This is a genomic window from Azospirillum baldaniorum (assembly GCF_003119195.2).
GTDB lineage: Bacteria > Pseudomonadota > Alphaproteobacteria > Azospirillales > Azospirillaceae > Azospirillum > Azospirillum baldaniorum.
The window spans coordinates 784401-802314 of sequence record NZ_CP022260.1 but is presented as its reverse complement, the minus strand read 5'-3'; the positions used below and the strand labels follow the sequence as shown (position 1 = coordinate 802314).

15 protein-coding genes are annotated in these 17914 nt (G+C 68.9%); 7 read left to right on the top strand and 8 right to left on the bottom strand.

Going from position 1 to position 17914, the window contains the following annotated elements; translation table 11 throughout:
* The 7 genes from Sp245p_RS30135 to Sp245p_RS30105 all read right to left on the bottom strand — a co-directional run bounded on the left by Sp245p_RS30135 (position 1) and on the right by Sp245p_RS30105 (position 7035).
* Positions 1-816 carry an ABC transporter permease gene (locus tag Sp245p_RS30135; protein ID WP_040136197.1) on the bottom strand — a complete coding sequence of 272 codons (816 nt, stop codon included), beginning with the start codon at positions 814-816 and terminating at the stop codon, positions 1-3.
* On the bottom strand, positions 809-1708 hold the full coding sequence (locus Sp245p_RS30130) for an ABC transporter permease (RefSeq protein ID WP_014241819.1): 900 nt from the start codon (positions 1706-1708) through the stop codon (positions 809-811). The genes Sp245p_RS30135 and Sp245p_RS30130 overlap by 8 nt, the downstream gene beginning before the upstream one ends.
* Positions 1709-2123: 415 nt before the next feature.
* Positions 2124-3170, bottom strand: a complete 1047-nt coding sequence (locus Sp245p_RS30120; protein ID WP_014241817.1) for an ABC transporter substrate-binding protein — start codon at positions 3168-3170, stop codon at positions 2124-2126.
* A 46-nt stretch (positions 3171-3216) separates the two neighbouring features.
* A complete protein-coding gene (locus tag Sp245p_RS30115; RefSeq protein ID WP_014241816.1) occupies positions 3217-4380 on the bottom strand; it encodes an ABC transporter ATP-binding protein in 1164 nt (387 codons plus the stop codon).
* Positions 4381-4666: 286 nt separating this feature from the next.
* Entirely contained in the window at positions 4667-5401 is a 735-nt protein-coding gene (locus tag Sp245p_RS30110) for a proteasome-type protease (RefSeq protein ID WP_014241815.1), read from the bottom strand.
* 151 nt (positions 5402-5552) lie between these two features.
* The gene (locus Sp245p_RS35230) at positions 5553-5720 is read right to left on the bottom strand and encodes a hypothetical protein (protein WP_014241814.1); all 168 of its coding nucleotides are present in this window, start codon (positions 5718-5720) and stop codon (positions 5553-5555) included.
* A 580-nt stretch (positions 5721-6300) separates the two neighbouring features.
* Complete coding sequence (locus Sp245p_RS30105; RefSeq protein WP_244439511.1) at positions 6301-7035, bottom strand: GntR family transcriptional regulator; 735 nt, start codon at positions 7033-7035, stop codon at positions 6301-6303.
* Positions 7036-7259: 224 nt separating this feature from the next.
* On the opposite strand from Sp245p_RS30105, the gene Sp245p_RS30100 reads away from it, so the two are divergent.
* The 7 genes from Sp245p_RS30100 to Sp245p_RS30070 all read left to right on the top strand — a co-directional run bounded on the left by Sp245p_RS30100 (position 7260) and on the right by Sp245p_RS30070 (position 15085).
* The gene (locus Sp245p_RS30100; protein WP_014241810.1) at positions 7260-8273 is read left to right on the top strand and encodes an ABC transporter substrate-binding protein; all 1014 of its coding nucleotides are present in this window, start codon (positions 7260-7262) and stop codon (positions 8271-8273) included.
* A gap of 159 nt (positions 8274-8432) precedes the next feature.
* Complete coding sequence (locus Sp245p_RS30095; RefSeq protein ID WP_014241809.1) at positions 8433-9239, top strand: ABC transporter permease; 807 nt, start codon at positions 8433-8435, stop codon at positions 9237-9239.
* Positions 9240-9242: 3 nt separating this feature from the next.
* The gene (locus tag Sp245p_RS30090) at positions 9243-10025 is read left to right on the top strand and encodes an ABC transporter ATP-binding protein (RefSeq protein ID WP_014241808.1); all 783 of its coding nucleotides are present in this window, start codon (positions 9243-9245) and stop codon (positions 10023-10025) included.
* Positions 10022-11353, top strand: coding sequence for an amidohydrolase family protein (locus tag Sp245p_RS30085; protein ID WP_014241807.1), 1332 nt, complete (start codon positions 10022-10024; stop codon positions 11351-11353). The genes Sp245p_RS30090 and Sp245p_RS30085 overlap by 4 nt, the downstream gene beginning before the upstream one ends.
* A gap of 17 nt (positions 11354-11370) precedes the next feature.
* A complete protein-coding gene (locus tag Sp245p_RS30080; RefSeq protein WP_014241806.1) occupies positions 11371-12102 on the top strand; it encodes a maleate cis-trans isomerase family protein in 732 nt (243 codons plus the stop codon).
* A gap of 87 nt (positions 12103-12189) precedes the next feature.
* Entirely contained in the window at positions 12190-13626 is a 1437-nt protein-coding gene (gene hydA / locus Sp245p_RS30075) for a dihydropyrimidinase (RefSeq protein WP_014241805.1), read from the top strand.
* A gap of 46 nt (positions 13627-13672) precedes the next feature.
* Complete coding sequence (locus tag Sp245p_RS30070; protein WP_014241804.1) at positions 13673-15085, top strand: amidase; 1413 nt, start codon at positions 13673-13675, stop codon at positions 15083-15085.
* Positions 15086-15136: 51 nt separating this feature from the next.
* Here the strand turns inward: Sp245p_RS30070 and clpB are convergent, their stop codons facing one another.
* Complete coding sequence (gene clpB / locus Sp245p_RS30065) at positions 15137-17803, bottom strand: ATP-dependent chaperone ClpB (RefSeq protein ID WP_014241803.1); 2667 nt, start codon at positions 17801-17803, stop codon at positions 15137-15139.
* Positions 17804-17914 lie beyond the last annotated feature (111 nt).

Genomic DNA, 17914 nt, shown 5'->3' with positions numbered 1-17914 from the left:
CTAGCGAAGCTGGCGCGACAGGCCGGCGACGCGTTCCATCACCACCATCGCCAGGACGGTGACGGCGATCAGCACGCCGGACACCGCCGCGGCGCGGACGTCCAGGCTGTTCTCCAGGATCTGCCACATGCGGATGGGCAGCACCTCGTTGCGGGCGTCCGCCATGAACAGCGACACCGGGATGTTGTCGAAGCTCGACATGAAGGCGATGAAGGCCCCGGCGCCGATGCCGTTGCGGATGGTCGGCAGCGTCACCCGGCGGAAGGTGTAGAGGCGCCCGGCCCCCAGGCTCTCGGAGCTTTCCAGGAGCGCCGGGTCGAGCTGGGCGAGGCTCGCCAGCGTGGTGCGCAGGACGTAGGGCACGCTGACCACGATGTGGCCGATCGCCAGCGTCAGGAAGGACAGCTCCACCCCCGCCGTGCTGAAGAACACCAGCGAGGCAAGGCCGAAGGCCAGCGCCGGCAGGACCAGCGGCGACATGAACAGGGCGTCCAGCCCGCGCGCCCAGGCGCGGCGGCTGCGCCCGATGGCCAGCGCGGCGGCGGTGCCCAGCACCACCGACACGGCGGTCACCACGGCGCCCAGCTTCAGGCTGACCAGCGCGGCGTCCTGGAGCTGCCACGCGTCGATCAGCGAGGCGTACCAGCGCAGGCTGTAGGACGGCGGCGGGAACTTCAGCGAATAGCCGTCGGTGAAGGAGGTGACGAGCACCACCAGCGTCGGCGCCGCCAGCAGCAGCAGCGCCGCGCCGGCGAGCGTGCCCATGACGAGGCCGAAGGAGGCGCTTCCCAGGGTCGGGCGCTGCATGTCAGGCATGGACGTACCCCTTGCTGGCGCGGCCCAGCAGGTTGAACAGCATCACCACACCCAGCACCGACATCATGAAGACGATGGAGATGGCGGCGGCGAAGGGCCAGTTGTGGAGCGTGATCGTCTGTTGATAGATGTATTGCGGCATGAACAGCATCTGCCCGCCGCCGACCAGCGACTGGGTGATGAAGGCGGTGACCGCGGCGGCGTAGGTCAGCAGGCACCCCGCGACGATCCCCGGCAGGCTCAGCGGCAGCGTCACCTTGAGGAAGCCCCGCCACGGCCCGGCGCCCAGCGCCGCCGAGGCGTCGAGCAGGTTGGGGTCGAGCCGCGACAGGGTGGTGATCAGCGGCAGCACCATCAGCGGCATCTGCACCTGCACCAGGGCGGCGACCAGGCCGCCTTCGGTGTAGAGCAGGCGCAGCGGCGTTTCCGCCAGACCCAGCGACAGCAGCAGGTTGTTGACGATTCCGTCGCGCCCCAGGATGACGATCCAGGCGAAGGTGCGCACCACGACGGAGGTCAGCAGCGGCAGGATGATGACGAGGATCAGCGCCGACTGCATCCGCGGCCCGCTGCGGGTATAGAGCCAGGCCAGCGGATAGCCGAACAGCAGTGTCAGCGCCGTAACCTTCACCCCCAGCAGCAGCGTGCTGCCGAGCACGGCCAGATTGAAGGTGTCGCCGAAGAAGCGGATGTACTGGTCCAGCCCGAACCGCGTCATCTCCGCGTCGGCGTAGAGGCTGACGGCGACCAGCAGGAGCAGCGGCGTCACGAAGAACACCGCGAAGAAGGCGGCCAGCGGCAGCGCCAGCGTCCATTCCCGCCCGATGCGGGGCCGTGCGGCGGTCGCGGGTCCGGCAAGGCCGGGGGCGGTGATGGCGGTGGCTGCGGTCATGGGGTGGGGTCCTGTGGGGGCAACTGCAGTCTTAGTCCCCTCTCCCCTCCGGGGAGAGGGTTAGGGTGAGGGGGATGCGCGTGGCGGAGCGTTCGGCACAAGCGCAACCCCCTCACCGGCCCTGCGGGCCACCCTCTCCCCGGAGGGGAGAGGGCTAAGATGGTCAGCGGGGGGAGGCCGGGCATAGGCGCTAACTTCGGGTGGAATGGCTTCATTTCGACTGGCTTCCATCTTTTTCATCGTCACCCCCGCGAAGGCGGGGGTCCAGAAAGCTCTGCAGATAAGTGTCTGAACGGACTGGATTCCCGCCTTCGCGGGAATGACGATGAATTAAGGTGAAGATAAGCCGGACAATGAATGAGGTGGCCGAAGTTAGCGCCTATGGAGAGGTCGGGAGGGGGCCCGTTTCCCGCACTTACACCTTGATCTCCTTGTTGAACCGCTCGATCCAGCCGGCGCGGTTCTGGTTGATCACCGACCAGTCGTGGAACACGAAGGACGCCTTCAGCTCCTCCTGGTCCTTGGCGATCATGCGGGCGATGTCGCCGTCCATCTGCACCTTGGAATTCGTCGGGATGACGTAGAAGGGCGCCTGCATAAGCTTGGTCTGGACCTCCGGCGCCATGGCCGATTCGATCAGTGCCGCGGCCAGCTTGGCGTTGGGCGAGTTCTTGGTGATGTGGGCGGTGGTCAGGAAGGCGATGGTGCCGGTCTTCGGCTTGGCGAACTCGACCGGCACGCCGCGGGCGCGCAGGATCTGGATGGCGTTGAAGTTGCCCGGCGAGATGTCGATCTGGCCCTGCTGGAACAGGGTGGCGAGCGCACCGGGGTTGGGCGCCACGGCGCCAAGATTCGGCTGAAGCTCCTTGAGCGCGGCGAAGGCTGGCTCGATGTCGTTCTCGCTGCCGCCGCGGGTCTTCGCCAGCTCGACCATGAAGGCGGTGCCGAGCGTCGAGTTCATGTTGGTGATGCCGACGCGGCCCTTGTACTCCGGCTTCCACAGGTCGTCCCAGCTCGTCGGCGGGGTCTTGACCTTCTCCGGATTGTAGGTGATGCCGACCGCCTGGAAGAAGATGCCCGGCCCTTCGGGCAATTGCGCCACCGGCAGCAGGTCCTGGTAGTTCTTGCTGTCCGCGACGGGGAAGGGGGCGGCCAGATCCTGGCCGATCACCGACAGGCGCGGGCCGGGGTCCATCAGCATCACGTCGATCGGCGGGTTTGCCTTGGCGGCGGACACCTTGGCGATCATGTCCACCGACAGCATCGGGTCCAGCGCGATGTCGGCGTTGCCCGTGGCCTTGCGGAAATGCGGGACGATGACGTCGCGGTGGGCTTCCTCCCAGCTTCCGGTGAAGGTGGCGAACACCAGCTTGCGCGCCTGCGCCCAGCTCATGCCGGGGAACAGGGACATGGCGCCGAGCGTGAGGCCGGCGGCGAGGATCTGGCGGCGGTCGAGGGTCATCGGCAGGCACTCCAGGGGGAGGAGGAGAGAAGGGGGAGGGAGTGGATCAGGCGCCCGCGGGAACGGCGAAGGCGCGGCAGGTCTGGGGGGAGACGGGCTGCAGCCGGACCGGCGTGCCGGGCGCGCGCAGCGCGGCGCCGGCCACGCGCGGCTCGGTCACCTTCACCTTCCCGCCGTCGGCGGTGCGCACCTCGTAGACGACCACCGGGCCGAGCGGCAGGGCGAGGTCCACGGTGCCGGCGATCTGCTGGGGCGCCGCCTCGGTGGCGAGCCGCAGGTTTTCCGGGCGCACGCAGAGGATCGCGGGGTCGCCGGCGGCCAGCGCGGCGTCGGGCGTGACGGCGGAGAGCACGGTGCCCGCCTCCAGCGCCACCTCGGCGACGCTGCCGGAGGCGCGGACGACGCGGCCCCGCAACTGGTTGGCGCTGCCGACGAAGCCGTTGACGAACAGGGTCCCGGGACGGTCGTAGACGTCTTCCGGCGTGCCGAACTGCTCCAGCTTGCCCCGGCTCAGCACGGCGATGCGGTCGGCCATGCTCAGCGCCTCCTCCTGGTCGTGGGTGACCATGATGGTGGTGATGCCGAAACGGCGCTGGAGCTGCTTGATCTCGATCTGCATGTCCAGCCGCAGATTCTTGTCGAGCGCCGCGAAGGGCTCGTCGAGCAGCAGGATGCTCGGCTGAATCGCCAGGGCGCGGGCCAGCGCCACGCGCTGCTGCTGTCCGCCCGAGAGCTGCTTGGGGAAACGGTCGCGCATGGCGTCCAGCTTCACCAGACCCAGCATCGCCTCCACCCGCGCCCGCACCGCGTCGCGGGCGGCACCCCGCGCCTCCAGCCCGTAGGCGACATTCTGTGCCACGGTCATGTGCGGGAACAGCGCGTAGTTCTGGAACACGATGCCGACGCCGCGCCCGGCGGGCGGCAGGCTGTCGACCACCCGGTCGCCGATGACGACGCGGCCCAGCGTCTGCGCCTGGAAACCGGCGAGGATGCGCAGCAGCGTGGTCTTGCCGCAGCCGGACGGCCCCAGCAGGGCCACCAACTCGCCTGCCTTGATCTCCAGCGTCACGTTGTCCACGGCGGTGGAGGCGCCGAAGCGGTGGGTGATGCCGTCCAGCGTCACCGCGACGCCCGCCGGCGTGGCGGGGTCCTCCGCGGCGGGCGGCGGAGACGGGTGGTGGTGCGAACGGGCGGATTGGAGTGCGGCCATGGGGCGTGTCCTGGTAGGGCGCACCGGTGGAAACCCCCGGTGGCGCGTCGCAGGACAGAGGGAGAGCAACCCGCGTGCCACTCCCATGGGTTCAAGGGCGCTCCGGCCCCGAACCCTCGCATACTCTGGTGTTCACCCCATGGTCATCGTTCGGGCGCGGCGCGAAGCTGGGCAGATTGCCCGCTGAATGTGCCTAAAATTTCAGCTGCGCCTTGGCCTTGGCCATGCTGCCCGACGGGTGGGCAGTGGCCCGTGCATCGCCCGCCCGATGTCGGGCCCGCTTCCCTCAGTCGGCCCAGCGCGGTGGTGGCAGGGAGCGGAACGCCTCGCGGAGCGCCTGGGACCAGCCGTCGCTGATCTCCTTGAAGCAGGGATCGTCCTCGCCGATCCGCCGCTTCGTCTCCAGCTTCAGGGAATCGCGGCGGTAGGCGATCAGGTCGAGCGGAAGTCCGACCGTCAGGTTGGAGCGCAGCGTGCTGTCCATGGAAATCAGCACCAGCTTCATCCCCTCTTCGATCGGCGTGTTGTGATTCAGCGCCCGGTCGAGGATCGGTTTGCCGTACTTGTGCTCGCCGATCTGGAAGAAGGCGTTGTCGGCGGTCGCCTCGATGAAATTGCCGGCGGCGTAGACATGGAACAGCCGCACCCGGTCCCCGCGGATCTGGCCGCCCAGGATGATGGACAGGTCGAAATCCACCCGCTGCTCCTTCAGCGCGTGGCCGTCCCGCTTCCACACCTGACGGACGGCGGCGCCGACGAGTTGGGCGGCCTGGAACATGCCGTTCACGCTGGAGATGGTCCGGATCTCGCCGTCCAGCTCCACCCCCTCCTGAATCAGCGCGATCACCGACTGGGTGAGCGACAGGTTGCCGGCGGTCATCAGGGCGATCATGCGGTCGCCGGGCTCTTCGAAGACGTGCATCTTGCTGAAGATGGAGATGTGGTCCACCCCCGCGTTGGTGCGCGTGTCCGACAGCATCACCAAGCCGTCCTTCAGATACAGGGCGACGCAGTAGGTCATGGTCCGTCCTCTCTCCTCCCAGCGGAAGCCGGACCGCCTACACGAAAAGGGGCGGCCGGCCGGCCGCCCCAGTGTATGCCGAAAAAACCAGCACGCCGCAAACCCATCGCGGAAGACGGGACATCATGTCCCGCCTCGCCGCGATGCGCGGTCAGCGCTGCTGCCCGCCCTTCTCGTCCTGGTCGCGGTCCATGTCCTGCTGCTGCCGGTTCGCCTGGTCCTGCCCCTGCTGCCGGTTCTTCGGATTGTCCTGGGTCTGCTGCCCCTGCTTCCGCTCGTTCTGGCTGCCCATCTGGTTCGGGTTCCGTTCGTCGGCCATGGTGTTTCCTCCGCTATGTCGGTTCCGATGCCCGGCGGGCATGACGTGAACCAAGGCGGCGATGGTACGCGCTGCGATCGGCCAAGCCCTACGATGGCAGGCGGTCATGTCCCGATTCGCGTGGAACTTACGGGCTCCGGCGCAAGGTCATAGGCTGAAAAATATACTCCTCCGGCCACCGTGCCCATTGACATCATGCGGGTACGTATGGTCTATCTTTCGTAGCGCTGCGAACAGCGTCAGGCCGGAGTCTAGGGAGGACTCGGTAGTCCGTGAAAGCAGGAGCGCGCCGCACAAAAACAAAGGCGCGCACACAATGCAACACGCTGCATGCCTCAAGCCCTTGCACCCCCGCAGGGCTTTGACGGCGGCAGCGTGTTTCACTTTCAGGACCTCGCTTTCCACCGGACATTGCGGATTTTTCTTTTTGCAATGCGCAAAGCCATGGATGCGCCGCGCAAAGAAAAAGGCCGCCAGGATTGCTCCGGCGGCCCGAGTCTAGGGAGGAAACGCCCAATAAGGCGTCAGTGAAACTAATATATTCCGCACCGCAGCATAATTCAAGCCCTAATCGAACGAATCATCCCGCGTCCATCGGCTCGGCCCCGGCCGCCGCCTTTTCCTCTTGAGCCGTCGCAGGGCGCAGAGCCTGGATGACCGCCACCGCAGTGCGGCGGCTGTGGTCGGCCAGCAGGGCGCCAGCCTCCTCGGCATCGCGGCGGCGGAACGCCTTCATGAAGCCTTCATGCTCGTCCACCGACTCCTGCCAGCGGCCCGTGTCGTAATTGGCGAGGGAGCGGGCGCGCAGGATCTTTGCGGCGAAGCCGGCGTAGGTCGCCTCCAGCGCCGGGTTGCGGGCCATGGCGACGATCTGGGTGTGGATCTGCCGGTTGGTCAGGAAATAGGCCGCGCGCTCCCCCGCTTCGTGTTGGGTGACCAGCTGGTTGTGCATCCGGTCGAGCTTTGCGAACTCCGCGTCGGAGCCGTTGCGGCAGGCGAGCGTCCCGGCCAGCCGCTCCAGCGCGTCCATCACTTCGAAGATCGCGCCGATCTCGCCGGGGTCCACCGGGGCGACAATGGCTCCGCGGTGCGGACGAAGCTCCACCAGCCCTTCCGATGACAGGACCCGCAGCGCCTCGCGCAGCGGCGTGCGGGAAATCCCCAACTGTTCGCACAGTTGAACCTCCGGCACGCGGATGCCCGGCGGCAACTCCCCGTCCAGGATCATCGCGCGCAGTTCCTCCACCGCGGAATGATGCAGCGTCGCGCGGCGGATCGGCCGGGCCGGCGCCTTCATGGTCTTGATCCTGTCCATCCTGACCCACCACCCCCGAAAGTGCTGCATACTTGGGCATGCATGCCGAAATGATGCGCTGTGCCCAAAATTCAGGCAAACGCGCTTCCTTGCGGCCAGCTTCTTCCACTATGCTCTAAACGGCTGAAAACAGCCAATAAATTGACGATTATAATATTGTATACAATTTGGCACGGGCCTTGCGAAAGGATGAGGGACGCAACCGCATCGGGAGCACTCCTTTCATGACGTTCCGGTCCCTCACCCTGACGACCGTCACCGCCGCCTTCCTCGCCCTCTCCGCCGCTGCCACCGCTCAGGCGGCCGACGCGGAGAAGCTGAAGCTGGGCTTCGCCAAATGCGCCCATTGCCTGCCGATGGCGCTGACCCCGGAACTTGCCAAGGGCGTGGAGATCGAGGCGATCAACTTCAATTCCGGCAACGACGTGCTGACCGCGCTGGTGTCGAAGAGCATCGACATGGCCCAGGTGACCTACCTACACTACATCACAGCGCTCGATAAGGGCTTCGACGTGGTGGCCGTGTCCGGTCAGGTGAACGGTGGGTCGGAGATCGTCGTCGGCAAGGGCATCACCCTGAAGGCCGATGATTGGGACGGGCTGAAAAAGCTGATCGCCGAGCGCAAGGAGAAGGGCGAGCCGCTGCGCGTCGCGGCGTCCCGCGGCAACGCGCAGGACATCCACATGCGTGGCGCCCTCCAGAAGCACGGCATCAACGTCAACAAGGACGTGCAGTTCATCAACATCCCGAACCCGTCCGACCACGCCGCCGCCCTCCAGCGCGGCGAGGTCGACGTGATCTGCACGGTGGAACCCTTCGCCTCCCAGATCCGCCAGACCGGCGTCGGCACGCATTTCGCGCTGCCCTATGACCAGGCCGCCGGCAACCTGACCAACCTGATCGTCACCCGCTCCGACGTCATCAAGGAGCATCCGAAGGCGGTCGAGGCCACCGTCGGCTCGGTCGTCGCCCTGGTCGACAAGCTGAAGTCCGACCAGACCGTGTGGGTGGACGTCATCAACAAATACACCGGCATGGACAAGGCCGTCGCCACCGAGGCGCTGAAGAACGCCTCCCCGGATTACGCCATCCACAAGGACAGCACGCTGGCCATCGCCACGATGATGCGCGAGCTGAAATACATCTCCAACGACGTCACCGCCGCCGCGGAGAAGAACCTGGATTACACGTTCCTCGAAGCCGTCACCAAGAAGCCGAAGAGCGAGCTGGGCTTCTAAGAATTTCCCCTCTCCCCTCCGGGGAGAGGGTCAGGGTGAGGGGGTTGCGCTTATGCCGGACGTTCCGCCATGCGCACCCCCCCCTCACCGGCCCTACGGGCCACCCTCTCCCCGGAGGGGAGAGGGCTATGAACATGACGGGATAGGGAAAACCGGGCCATGACGGCATTGTCGAAATCCTGGGAGCGCGCCGTTGTTCCCCTCTTCATCCTCGCCGCCTGGGAGGTGTTCTCCCGGTCCGGATTCCTGCCGGCGGCCCTGCTGCCGGCCCCGTCGGTGGTTCTGCACACCTGGGGCGACTGGATCTTCGGCTTCGACGAGACCTCGCAGGGCAACACCGGCCGCTGGGTCGCCGATGCCCTGTCCAGCGCCACACGCGTCGCCGCCGGCTACGGCATCGCGGTGGTCAGCGGCGTGTTGCTGGGCATCGCCATCGGCTGGTGGCGCTGGGTCGAGCGGACGGTGGAGCCGACCATCCAGATGCTCCGCCCGGTGCCGCCGGTGTCGTGGATCCCGCTGGCGATCATCTGGTTCGGCATCGCCAACAAGCCGGCCATCTTCCTGGTCTTCCTCGGCGCCTTCTTCCCGATCCTGATGAACACCATCCACGGGGTGAAGACCGCCGACCGCAACCTGATCCGCGCCGCCTCGATGATGGGCGCCACGGAGCAGCAGCTGCTGCGCCACGTCGTGTTCCCGGCGGCCCTGCCCAGCATCTTCGCCGGCCTGCGCATCGGCATCGGCGCCGCCTGGATGCTGACGGTGACGGCGGAGATGGTCGCGGTGAAGAGCGGCCTCGGCTACGTGCTGTGGGACAGCTACTACTTCCTGCGCTACGACCTCGTGCTCGCCGCCATGGCCAGCATCGGCCTGCTCGGCTACGCGACCGACGCGCTCATCAAAGTCCTGATGTCCGCCGCGCTGCACTGGCAGCACGGCTCCACGCTCCAGAGCCGGGAGGGCTGAGCGATGGCTTCCATCGACCTTCAGAACATCACCAAGATCTTCCGCGACGCCAAGCGCAAGCGCGACCTGCTGGCCATCGACAACGTCAGCCTGTCGGTGGAGAAGAACGAGTTCCTTTGCCTGCTCGGCTCGTCGGGCTGCGGCAAGTCCACGCTGCTGAACATGATCGCCGGCTTCGAGAAGCCGACCGGGGGCACCGTGACGGTGGGCGGCAAGCCGGTGGACGGCCCCGGCGCCGACCGCGGCATGGTCTTCCAGCAGGCCAACCTGATGCCCTGGCTGCCGGTGTGGGAGAACGTCGCCTTCCACCTGCGGCTGAAGGGCTGGCGCAAGGCCGACCGGCGCGACGCCGCCCAGGAATACATCGACATGGTCGGCCTGCGCGGCTTTGAGAACCACTTCCCGGCGGAGCTGTCGGGCGGCATGAGCCAGCGCGTCGGCATCGCCCGCGCCCTGCTGCTCAACCCGCAGGTCATCCTGATGGACGAGCCCTTCGCGGCGCTCGACGCCCAGACCAAGATGGACATGCAGGAGGAGCTGGTCGCCATCTGGCAGAAGCAGCGCTGCACCGTCGTCTTCGTCACCCACAGCGTGGACGAGGCGCTGGTGCTCGGCACCCGCGTCGCCGTGATGACCAGCCGTCCGGGCCGCATCCGCGAGCTGATCGCGCTCGACCTGCCGCGCCCGCGCGACACCACCGGACCGCGCTTCAACGACCACAAGCGCCACATCCTCAACCTGATCCGTGAGGAGGGCATGCAGCAACGGCAGGCCGCCGTCGCGTGACCGGCCGGCTCGACCTGCTGCTGACCGGCGTCACCGCCCTGACCGGGGAGGCCGTCGGCAGCGTCGTGGACGATGCCGCCATCGGCATCCGCGACGGGCGCATCGTCCATCTCGCCCCGGCATCGCAGGGGCTTCCCGCCGCCGCCGAGGTCCGGCATCTGCCGGAGCGGGTGGTCACGCCGGGCTTCGTCAACGCGCACCTGCACGCCGTCCTGGTCATGGTGCGCGGCGTCGCCGCCGATCTCGGCTTCGCCCCCTCCTACACGCCGGGTGTGCCCAAGGGCACCGACGCCACGCCGGAGGAGGCCCGCGCGCTGGCCCGGCTGGGCGCGGTGGAGGCGCTGCTCGCCGGCTCCACGCTGATCTGCGACCATTTCGTCCACGCCGACGCGACGCTGGACGCCATCGCCGACCTCGGGCTGCGCGTCCATGCGAGCTGGCGCGTCCACGACGTGGATTTCGCCCGCGTGGCCCAGGGCGAATGGCGCTTCGACGCAGCCATCGGCAGCGACCTGCTGCTGCGGACGCTGGACCTGCACGACCGCTGGAACGGCGCCAACAATGGGCGCATCCGCGTGCAGATGGCCGCCCACGCGCCGGACACCTGCTCCCCCGCCTTCCTGCGCACCCTCGCCGACGAGTCCGCGAAGCGCTCCATGCACGTGAACACCCATCTGGCGCAGAGCCGGGTGGAGGTGGAGCGGGTGAAGGCGTCCACCGGCCTGACCCCGGCGGAACTGCTGGACGAGTGCGGGCTGATGAACGACCGGCTGCTCGCCACCCACTGCCTCTATGTGGAGAACGCCGACATCGCCCGCCTCGCCCGCGCCGGGGCGCACGCGGTCCATGTGCCGAAATGCAACGCCGCATCGGGCCGGCTGGCGCCGACGCCGAAGCTGAAGGAGGCGGGCGTCAATCTGGCGCTGTGCACCGACACGCAGCACGGCGACATGGTGGAGGCGATGCGCTGGGCGCTCGCCACCGCGCGCATCCAGCAGGGTGGGGTCACCGCCGCCTGGCAGCCCGCCGACGTCTTCCGCATGGCGACCTTGGGCGGTGCGCAGGCGGTCGGCATGGCCGACGAGATCGGCACTCTGGCCCTGGGCAAGAAGGCCGACCTCGTCGTCTTCGACACCCGCCGCCCGCATCTCCGCCCGCTGATGAACCCGCTCGGCACGCTCGTCCACACCGCGCAGGGGCGCGACGTGGAGATGGTGCTGGTGGACGGCGAAACGCTGGTCGAGGACGGGCGCCCCGTCCGCGCCGACCTGAACGAGATCTGCACCGAGGCCGACAAGGCCGCCCGCGCGCTGTGGGCGCGCGCCTGACCGAAAGAACCATGGATATGAGCAACCGCGTCCTTCTGGGCATGCTGACCCCGTCCTCCAACACGGTGCTGGAGCCCATCACCTCCGCGATGCTGAGCGGTCTGCCGGAGGTGACCGCCCATTTCGGGCGCTTCACGGTGAAGGAGATTTCCCTGCGCGCGGCGGCGCTGGACCAGTTCACCGACGCGCCCTTCCTGGACGCCGCCCGGCTGCTGGCCGACGCCCGGCTGAACGTGATCGGCTGGAACGGCACCTCGGCCGGCTGGCTGGGCTTTGCGGCCGACGAGAAGCTGTGCGCCTCCATCGAAGCGGAGACGGGCATTCCCGCCTGCACCTCCATGCTCGCCCTGAACGAGATTCTGGAGACGACCGGGCGCAAGCGCTTCGCCATCGTCAGCCCCTATCTGCACGAGATCCAGGAGAAGATGGTCGCCAACTACAACGCCGCCGGCTTCGAGGTGGTGGCGGAGCGGCATCTGAACGACCGCGGCAACTTCTCCTTCTCCGAGGTGACCGAGGAGACCATCGAGCGGATGTGCATGGAGGTCGCGGAGGCGAAGCCGGAGGCCATCGCCATCATCTGCACCAACATGCGCGGCGCCCCAGTGGCGGAGCGCATGGAGAAGGCGCTGGGCATCCCCGTCTACGACACGGTGTCCACGGTGGTGTGGAAGGCGTTGCGCATGACCGGTGTGGACACCCGCCGCGTCGAGGGCTGGGGCAGCCTGTTCCGCGAGTTGCATGGCTGAGGGGAGTATTGCCCCCACCCCGGCCCTCCCCCGCTCAGCGGGGGAGGGCCGGGGTGGGGCAAGTGCGTCACGATGGGAGAAACGACGATGAACTTCGATCTGGTCATCCGCAACGGCACGGTCGCCACCGCGTCGGACGTGTTCAAGGCCGACGTCGGCGTGCGCGGCGGGCGGATCGCCGCGCTCGGCGAGGGGCTGGCCGCCGGGCGGGAGGAGATCGACGCCGCCGGCCTGCTTGTCCTGCCGGGCGGGGTCGACGGCCACGTCCATTTCGACCAGCCGACCGGCGATGACTCCGTCATGGCCGACGATTTCCTGACCGGCACCCGCTCCGCCGCCTTCGGCGGCACCACGACCGTGCTGCCCTTCGCCTGTCAGGAGAAGGGCAAGACGCTGCGCGCCGCGGTGGACGACTACCACCGCCGAGCCGCCGGGAAGCCATTGATCGACTACGCCTTCCACCTCATCGTCACCGACCCCACCGAGCAGGTGCTGGGCCAGGAACTGCCGGCGCTGATCCGCGAGGGCTACACGTCCTTCAAGATCTACATGACCTACGACGCGCTGAAGCTGAACGACCGCCAGATCCTGGAGGTGCTGGACATCGCCCGCTCCGAGGGCGCCATGGTCATGATGCACGCGGAGAACGCGGACTGCATCGCCTGGCTGACCGAGAAGCTGGAGCGCGCTGGCCAGACCGCCCCCTTCTTCCACGGCGTCTCCCGCCCCCGCGTGGCGGAGCGCGAGGCCACCCACCGCGCCATCTCCCTGGCGGAGCTGGTGGACGTGCCGATCCTGATCGTCCATGTCTCCGGCGCCGACGCGGTGGAGCAGATCCGTTGGGCGCAGGGGCGCGGCCTGCGCATCTACGCCGAGACCTGCCCGCAATACCTGTTCCTGACCGCCGACGATCTGGGCGGTGAGGGGTTCGAGGGGGCCAAGTGCATCTGCTCGCCGCCACCGCGCGACGCCGCGAACCAGAAGGTGATCTGGGACGGGCTGACCGGCGGCGCCTTCCAGGTCTTCTCCTCCGACCACGCGCCCTTCCGCTTCGACGGGCCGGGCGGCAAGAAGGTTCATGGCGAACAGGCGCCCTTCCGCTGCGTCCCCAACGGCATTCCCGGCGTGGAGACGCGCCTGCCGCTGCTGTTCTCCGAGGGCGTGATGAAGGGCCGGATGGAGCTGACCAAGTTCGTCGAGCTGACCGCCGCCAACCCCGCCCGCATGTACGGCCTGCACCCGCGCAAGGGCACCATCGCCGTGGGGGCGGACGCCGACATCGCCTTGTGGGACCCGTCCCGCAAGGTCACCATCACCAACGGCATCCTGCACCACAATGTCGACTACACGCCCTATGAAGGGATCGAGGTCACCGGCTGGCCGGTCGTCACGCTGTCCCGTGGCGAGGTGATCTGCCGCGACGGTACCTTGCTGGCCGAGCCGGGGCGCGGCGAATTCCTGCCCTGCGGCCTGCCCGCCCTGGCGCGGCCCAAGGGCTCGCCGGCCCCGGTCCTGCCGTTCTAAACTCGGCCCCCCGCAACCGGAGACCCTGCCCCATGAGAGCGTGCCCATGAGCACACCCGACCTGTTCCGCCTCAGCGCCGCCGAGATGGCGGAGGGCGTGCGCAACCGCCGCTTCCGGGCGCGCGACCTCGTGGCGGCGAGCCTGGAACGCATCGCGGCCCTGGACGGCGGGCTCAAGTCCTTCATCACCGTGGCCCCCGACGCCGCGTTGGCCGCAGCCGAGGCCGCCGACCGTCGGGTCGAGGCGGGGGCGCCGCTCGGCCCGCTGCACGGCGTGCCGGTGGGCGTCAAGGACCTGACGCTGACGGCGGGGTTGCGCACAACCTACGGCTCCACCCTCTACGCCGACCTGATCCCCGACACCGACGACCTCAGCGTCGCCCGGCTGAAGGCGGCGGGCGCCATCATCGTCGGCAAGACCAACACGCCGGAGTTCGGCTTCGGCGCCATCACCGGCAACGAGCTGTGCGGGCCGACCGCCAACCCCTACGACCTCGACAAGACCAGTGGCGGGTCGAGCGGCGGCAGCGCCGCCGCGGTGGCCGCAGGGCTGGTGCCGCTGGCCCAGGGAACGGACTTCGGCGGCTCGGTGCGCACGCCGGCCAGCTTCTGCGGGGTGGTGGGGCTGCGCCCGACGCCGGGACGCATCCCCAGCCCGGGCCGCGCGCTGGCCTGGGACGGGCTGGCGACGCAGGGCTTCCTCGCCCGCGACATCGCCGACGCCGCGCTGGCCCTGGCCGCGGTCAGCGGACCGGACCCGCGCGACCCGACCTCCCTTCCCGTGCCGGAATGGACGGTGCCGGACCTCGACGCCCTCGACCCGCTGTCGCTGCGGGTTGCCTGGAGCACGGACCTCGGCTCCGCCCTGATCGACCTCGGGCTGGCCGAGCGGTTCGAGGCGGTGATGCGCGGGCTGGAGGGCCGCTTCGGGGATTTCGTGGAGGCAACGCCCGACTGCCGGGAGGCCGGCGCCGCCTTCGGCACGCTGCGCGCCGCGCACATCTTCCACACCTACGGCCGGACGCTGGAACAGGATGGCGACCGGCTGAGCCCGTCGGTCGCCTGGAACATCGCGCGGGGCAAGGGGCTGAGCGCCGCCGACTATTTGCGGGCGGAGGCCCAGCGCAGCGCCCTCTACCGCCGCTTCGCCGCCTTCTTCCGCGACCACGACATCCTGATGACGCTGAGCGCCAGCGTACCGCCTTTCCCCAACGCCCAGGGCGACGTGACTGAGATCAACGGTTTCCGCCTGTCCACCATCATCGACTATCTGGCGATCACCTACACGGTGTCGCTGATCGGTTTCCCCTGCCTGTCGATCCCCTGCGGCTGGACCGCGGACGGACTGCCCATCGGCCTGCAGCTGATCGCCCGCCCCTATGAGGAGGACCGGCTGCTGCGCTGTGCCCGCTTCCTGGAGCGGGAGTTGGAATTCCGCCACCGCTGGCCCTCTCCCTAACCCTCCCCTGCGTTCGCGGGGGAGGGCCGGGGAGGGGGCCGGCGCTGCCGGTCAGTGGACCGCGGCGCTGCGTCCGCCGCTGCCCGTCAGGGCGAAGCCCAGCGGCGGGCGTTCCGGGGCCTTGAAGCCGGTGGCGCGGTCCTCCTCGACGGGAACCCCGTCCAGGGTCAGGCGGCCGTCCCGCGCCGACAGGTGCAGGGTCGAGCGCTCGTCCACCTCGCCGTCGAGCAGCCGCTCGGCGATCGGGTCCTCCACCAGATTCTGCACCGCCCGCTTAAGCGGACGGGCGCCGAAGGCCGGGTCCCACCCGAGGTCGGCGAGACGGGCGCGGGCCGCGTCGTCGGCGGTCAGCGACAGGCCACGCTCCGCCAGACGGTCGGCGACACGGGCAAGCTGGATGTCCACGATGTGGGCCATCTGCTCGCGCCCCAGCCGGCGGAAGATCAGCACGTCGTCCAGCCGGTTCAGGAACTCCGGCCGGAAGGCGCGGCGCACCGCGTCCATCACCTCGACCCGAGCGCCCTCCAGGCTGTCGTCCTCGCCGAGCGCCGTCAGGGCGTCCGCCCCCAGGTTCGACGTCATGATCAGGATCGCGTGGCGGAAGTCCGCCGTGCGGCCCTGCCCATCGGTCAGCCGCCCGTCGTCGAGCGCCTGGAGCAGCACGTTCAGCACGTCCGGATGGGCCTTCTCCACCTCGTCCAGCAGGACCACCTGATAGGGCCGGCGCCGGATCTTCTCGGCCAGCGTGCCGCCGTCGTCATAGCCGACATAACCCGGAGGCGAGCCGATCATGCGGGCAACGGAGTGTTTCTCCATGTATTCCGACATGTCGACGCGGGTGACCGCGGTCTCGTCGTCGAACAGGAAGGCGGCCAGCGCCTTGGCCAGCTCCGTCTTGCCGACGCCGGTCGGGCCGAGGAACAGGAAGGAGCCGGTGGGACGGTTCGGGTCCTTCAGACCGGCCCGCGCCCGGCGCACCGCCTTGGACACGGCGCGCACCGCTTCAGCCTGACCGACGACGCGCTCGGCCAGCCGGTCCTCCATGCCCTTCAGCCGCTGCCGCTCGCTGTCCAGCATGCGGTCCACCGGGATGCCGGTCCAGCGGGTGACCACGGCGGCGATGTCCTTCGCCGTCACCTCCTCCCGCTCGGCGTTGGCGCGGGATTCCGCCTCGGCCAGACGCTTCTCCAGGTCGGGAACGACACCGTAGGCCAGCTCGCCGGCCTTAGCCCAGTCGCCGTCGCGCTGCGCGTGCTCCAGCTTGGTGCGGGCCTGGTCCAGCTCCTCCTTCAGGCGGCGGCCCTCGGTGCGGCGGGACTGGCCGACGCGCCATTCCTCTTCCATGGCGGTCAGCTTCGCCTCGTCCACCGCGAGTTCGGATTCCAGCTTGTGCAGCCGTTCCTGGGACGCGGCGTCCGGCTCGGACTTCAAGGCCTCGCGCTCGATCTTCAACTGGGCGACGCGGCGGCCGACGGCGTCCAGCGCCTCCGGCTTGCTGTCGATGGCCATGCGCAGGCGGCTGGCCGCCTCGTCGACGAGGTCGATGGCCTTGTCGGGCAGGCGACGGTCGGCGATATAGCGGGCGGAGAGCTGCACCGCCGCGACCACCGCCGCGTCGGCGATGCGCACGCCGTGGTGCACCTCGTACTTGCCCTTGATGCCGCGCAGGATCGACACGGCGTCCTCGTCGGATGGTTCGTTGACGTTCACCGGCTGGAAGCGGCGGGCGAGCGCCGCGTCCTTCTCGATGTATTTGCGGTACTCGTCCGGCGTGGTGGCGCCGACGCAGCGCAGCTCGCCGCGCGCCAGCGCGGGCTTCAGCATGTTGGCGGCGTCCATCGCGCCGTCCGTGCGGCCGGCGCCGATCAGCGAGTGCAGCTCGTCGATGAACAGGATGATGCGGCCAGCCGCCTGCTGCACCTCGGACAGGACGGCCTTCAGCCGCTCCTCGAAGTCGCCGCGGAACTTGGCGCCGGCCAGCAGGGCGGTGAGGTCGAGCGCGAGAACACGCCGGTCCTTCAGCCCCTCCGGCACGTCGCCGGAGGCCAGCCGCTGGGCCAGCCCTTCCACCACGGCGGTCTTGCCCACACCGGGCTCGCCGATCAGGACGGGGTTGTTCTTGGTGCGCCGGGCCAGGACCTGGATGGTCCGCCGGATCTCGTCGTCGCGCCCAATCACCGGGTCGAGACGGCCCTGCCGGGCTTCTTCCGTCAGGTCGCGGGCGTATTTGGCGAGCGCCTCGCCCATCTGGGCATCCTCCTGCCGGTCGGCCGGGCGGTTCTTGCTCAGCGACTCGACGCCCTCGACCAGCACCGCGGGATCGACACCGGCGCGGTGGAACAGCGCGCGGGTGCTGCCGCCCTGGGCGGCCAGCGATTCGAGAAGCCGTTCGGGGGAGACGAACTTGTCGCCGGCACCCCGCGCCGTTTCGACGGCGTTCTGGAGGACGCCGGCGAGCGCCGGGGACATGAAGATCGGGTGCGGCCCTTCGCCATCCACACGGGTCTGGCGGTTGAGGGTTTCCTCGGCGGCGGTCTTCAAAAGCTCGGGGTCGCCGCCGGCATCGCGGATCAGCTTGGCGGGCACGCCATCGGCGTCCTCGACCAGGGCCTTCACGAGATGTTCGGGGACGAGCTGTTGGTGGCGTCCGGCGAGAGCCGCCAGTTGCGCAGCCTGGATGACGCCGCGCGCGCGGTCGGTGAACAGACCGAAGTCCATCAGGCACTCCGTTCGTTATGGTTCCCGCCCTTTGCGAAGGCGCGGGAAGACGGCCTGTGTGGCCCGCACCATGCGCGGCCCCGGTCGCCTCAAGGGAACAGATGGGCAGGG

Bases quoted from the DNA above. Each gene is read 5' to 3' on its own strand.
- Sp245p_RS30110 (WP_014241815.1), bottom strand. From the start codon at position 5,401: ATGACCTACTGCGTCGCCCTGTATCTGAAGGACGGCTTGGTGATGCTG.
- Sp245p_RS30100 (WP_014241810.1), top strand. From the start codon at position 7,260: ATGACGTTCCGGTCCCTCACCCTGACGACCGTCACCGCCGCCTTCCTC.
- Sp245p_RS30090 (WP_014241808.1), top strand. From the start codon at position 9,243: ATGGCTTCCATCGACCTTCAGAACATCACCAAGATCTTCCGCGACGCC.
- Sp245p_RS30130 (WP_014241819.1), bottom strand. From the start codon at position 1,708: ATGACCGCAGCCACCGCCATCACCGCCCCCGGCCTTGCCGGACCCGCG.
- Sp245p_RS30070 (WP_014241804.1), top strand. From the start codon at position 13,673: ATGAGCACACCCGACCTGTTCCGCCTCAGCGCCGCCGAGATGGCGGAG.
- Sp245p_RS30080 (WP_014241806.1), top strand. From the start codon at position 11,371: ATGAGCAACCGCGTCCTTCTGGGCATGCTGACCCCGTCCTCCAACACG.
- Sp245p_RS30105 (WP_244439511.1), bottom strand. From the start codon at position 7,035: ATGGACAGGATCAAGACCATGAAGGCGCCGGCCCGGCCGATCCGCCGC.
- Sp245p_RS30135 (WP_040136197.1), bottom strand. From the start codon at position 816: ATGCCTGACATGCAGCGCCCGACCCTGGGAAGCGCCTCCTTCGGCCTC.
- Sp245p_RS30115 (WP_014241816.1), bottom strand. From the start codon at position 4,380: ATGGCCGCACTCCAATCCGCCCGTTCGCACCACCACCCGTCTCCGCCG.
- Sp245p_RS35230 (WP_014241814.1), bottom strand. From the start codon at position 5,720: ATGGCCGACGAACGGAACCCGAACCAGATGGGCAGCCAGAACGAGCGG.
- clpB (WP_014241803.1), bottom strand. From the start codon at position 17,803: ATGGACTTCGGTCTGTTCACCGACCGCGCGCGCGGCGTCATCCAGGCT.
- Sp245p_RS30120 (WP_014241817.1), bottom strand. From the start codon at position 3,170: ATGACCCTCGACCGCCGCCAGATCCTCGCCGCCGGCCTCACGCTCGGC.
- hydA (WP_014241805.1), top strand. From the start codon at position 12,190: ATGAACTTCGATCTGGTCATCCGCAACGGCACGGTCGCCACCGCGTCG.
- Sp245p_RS30095 (WP_014241809.1), top strand. From the start codon at position 8,433: ATGACGGCATTGTCGAAATCCTGGGAGCGCGCCGTTGTTCCCCTCTTC.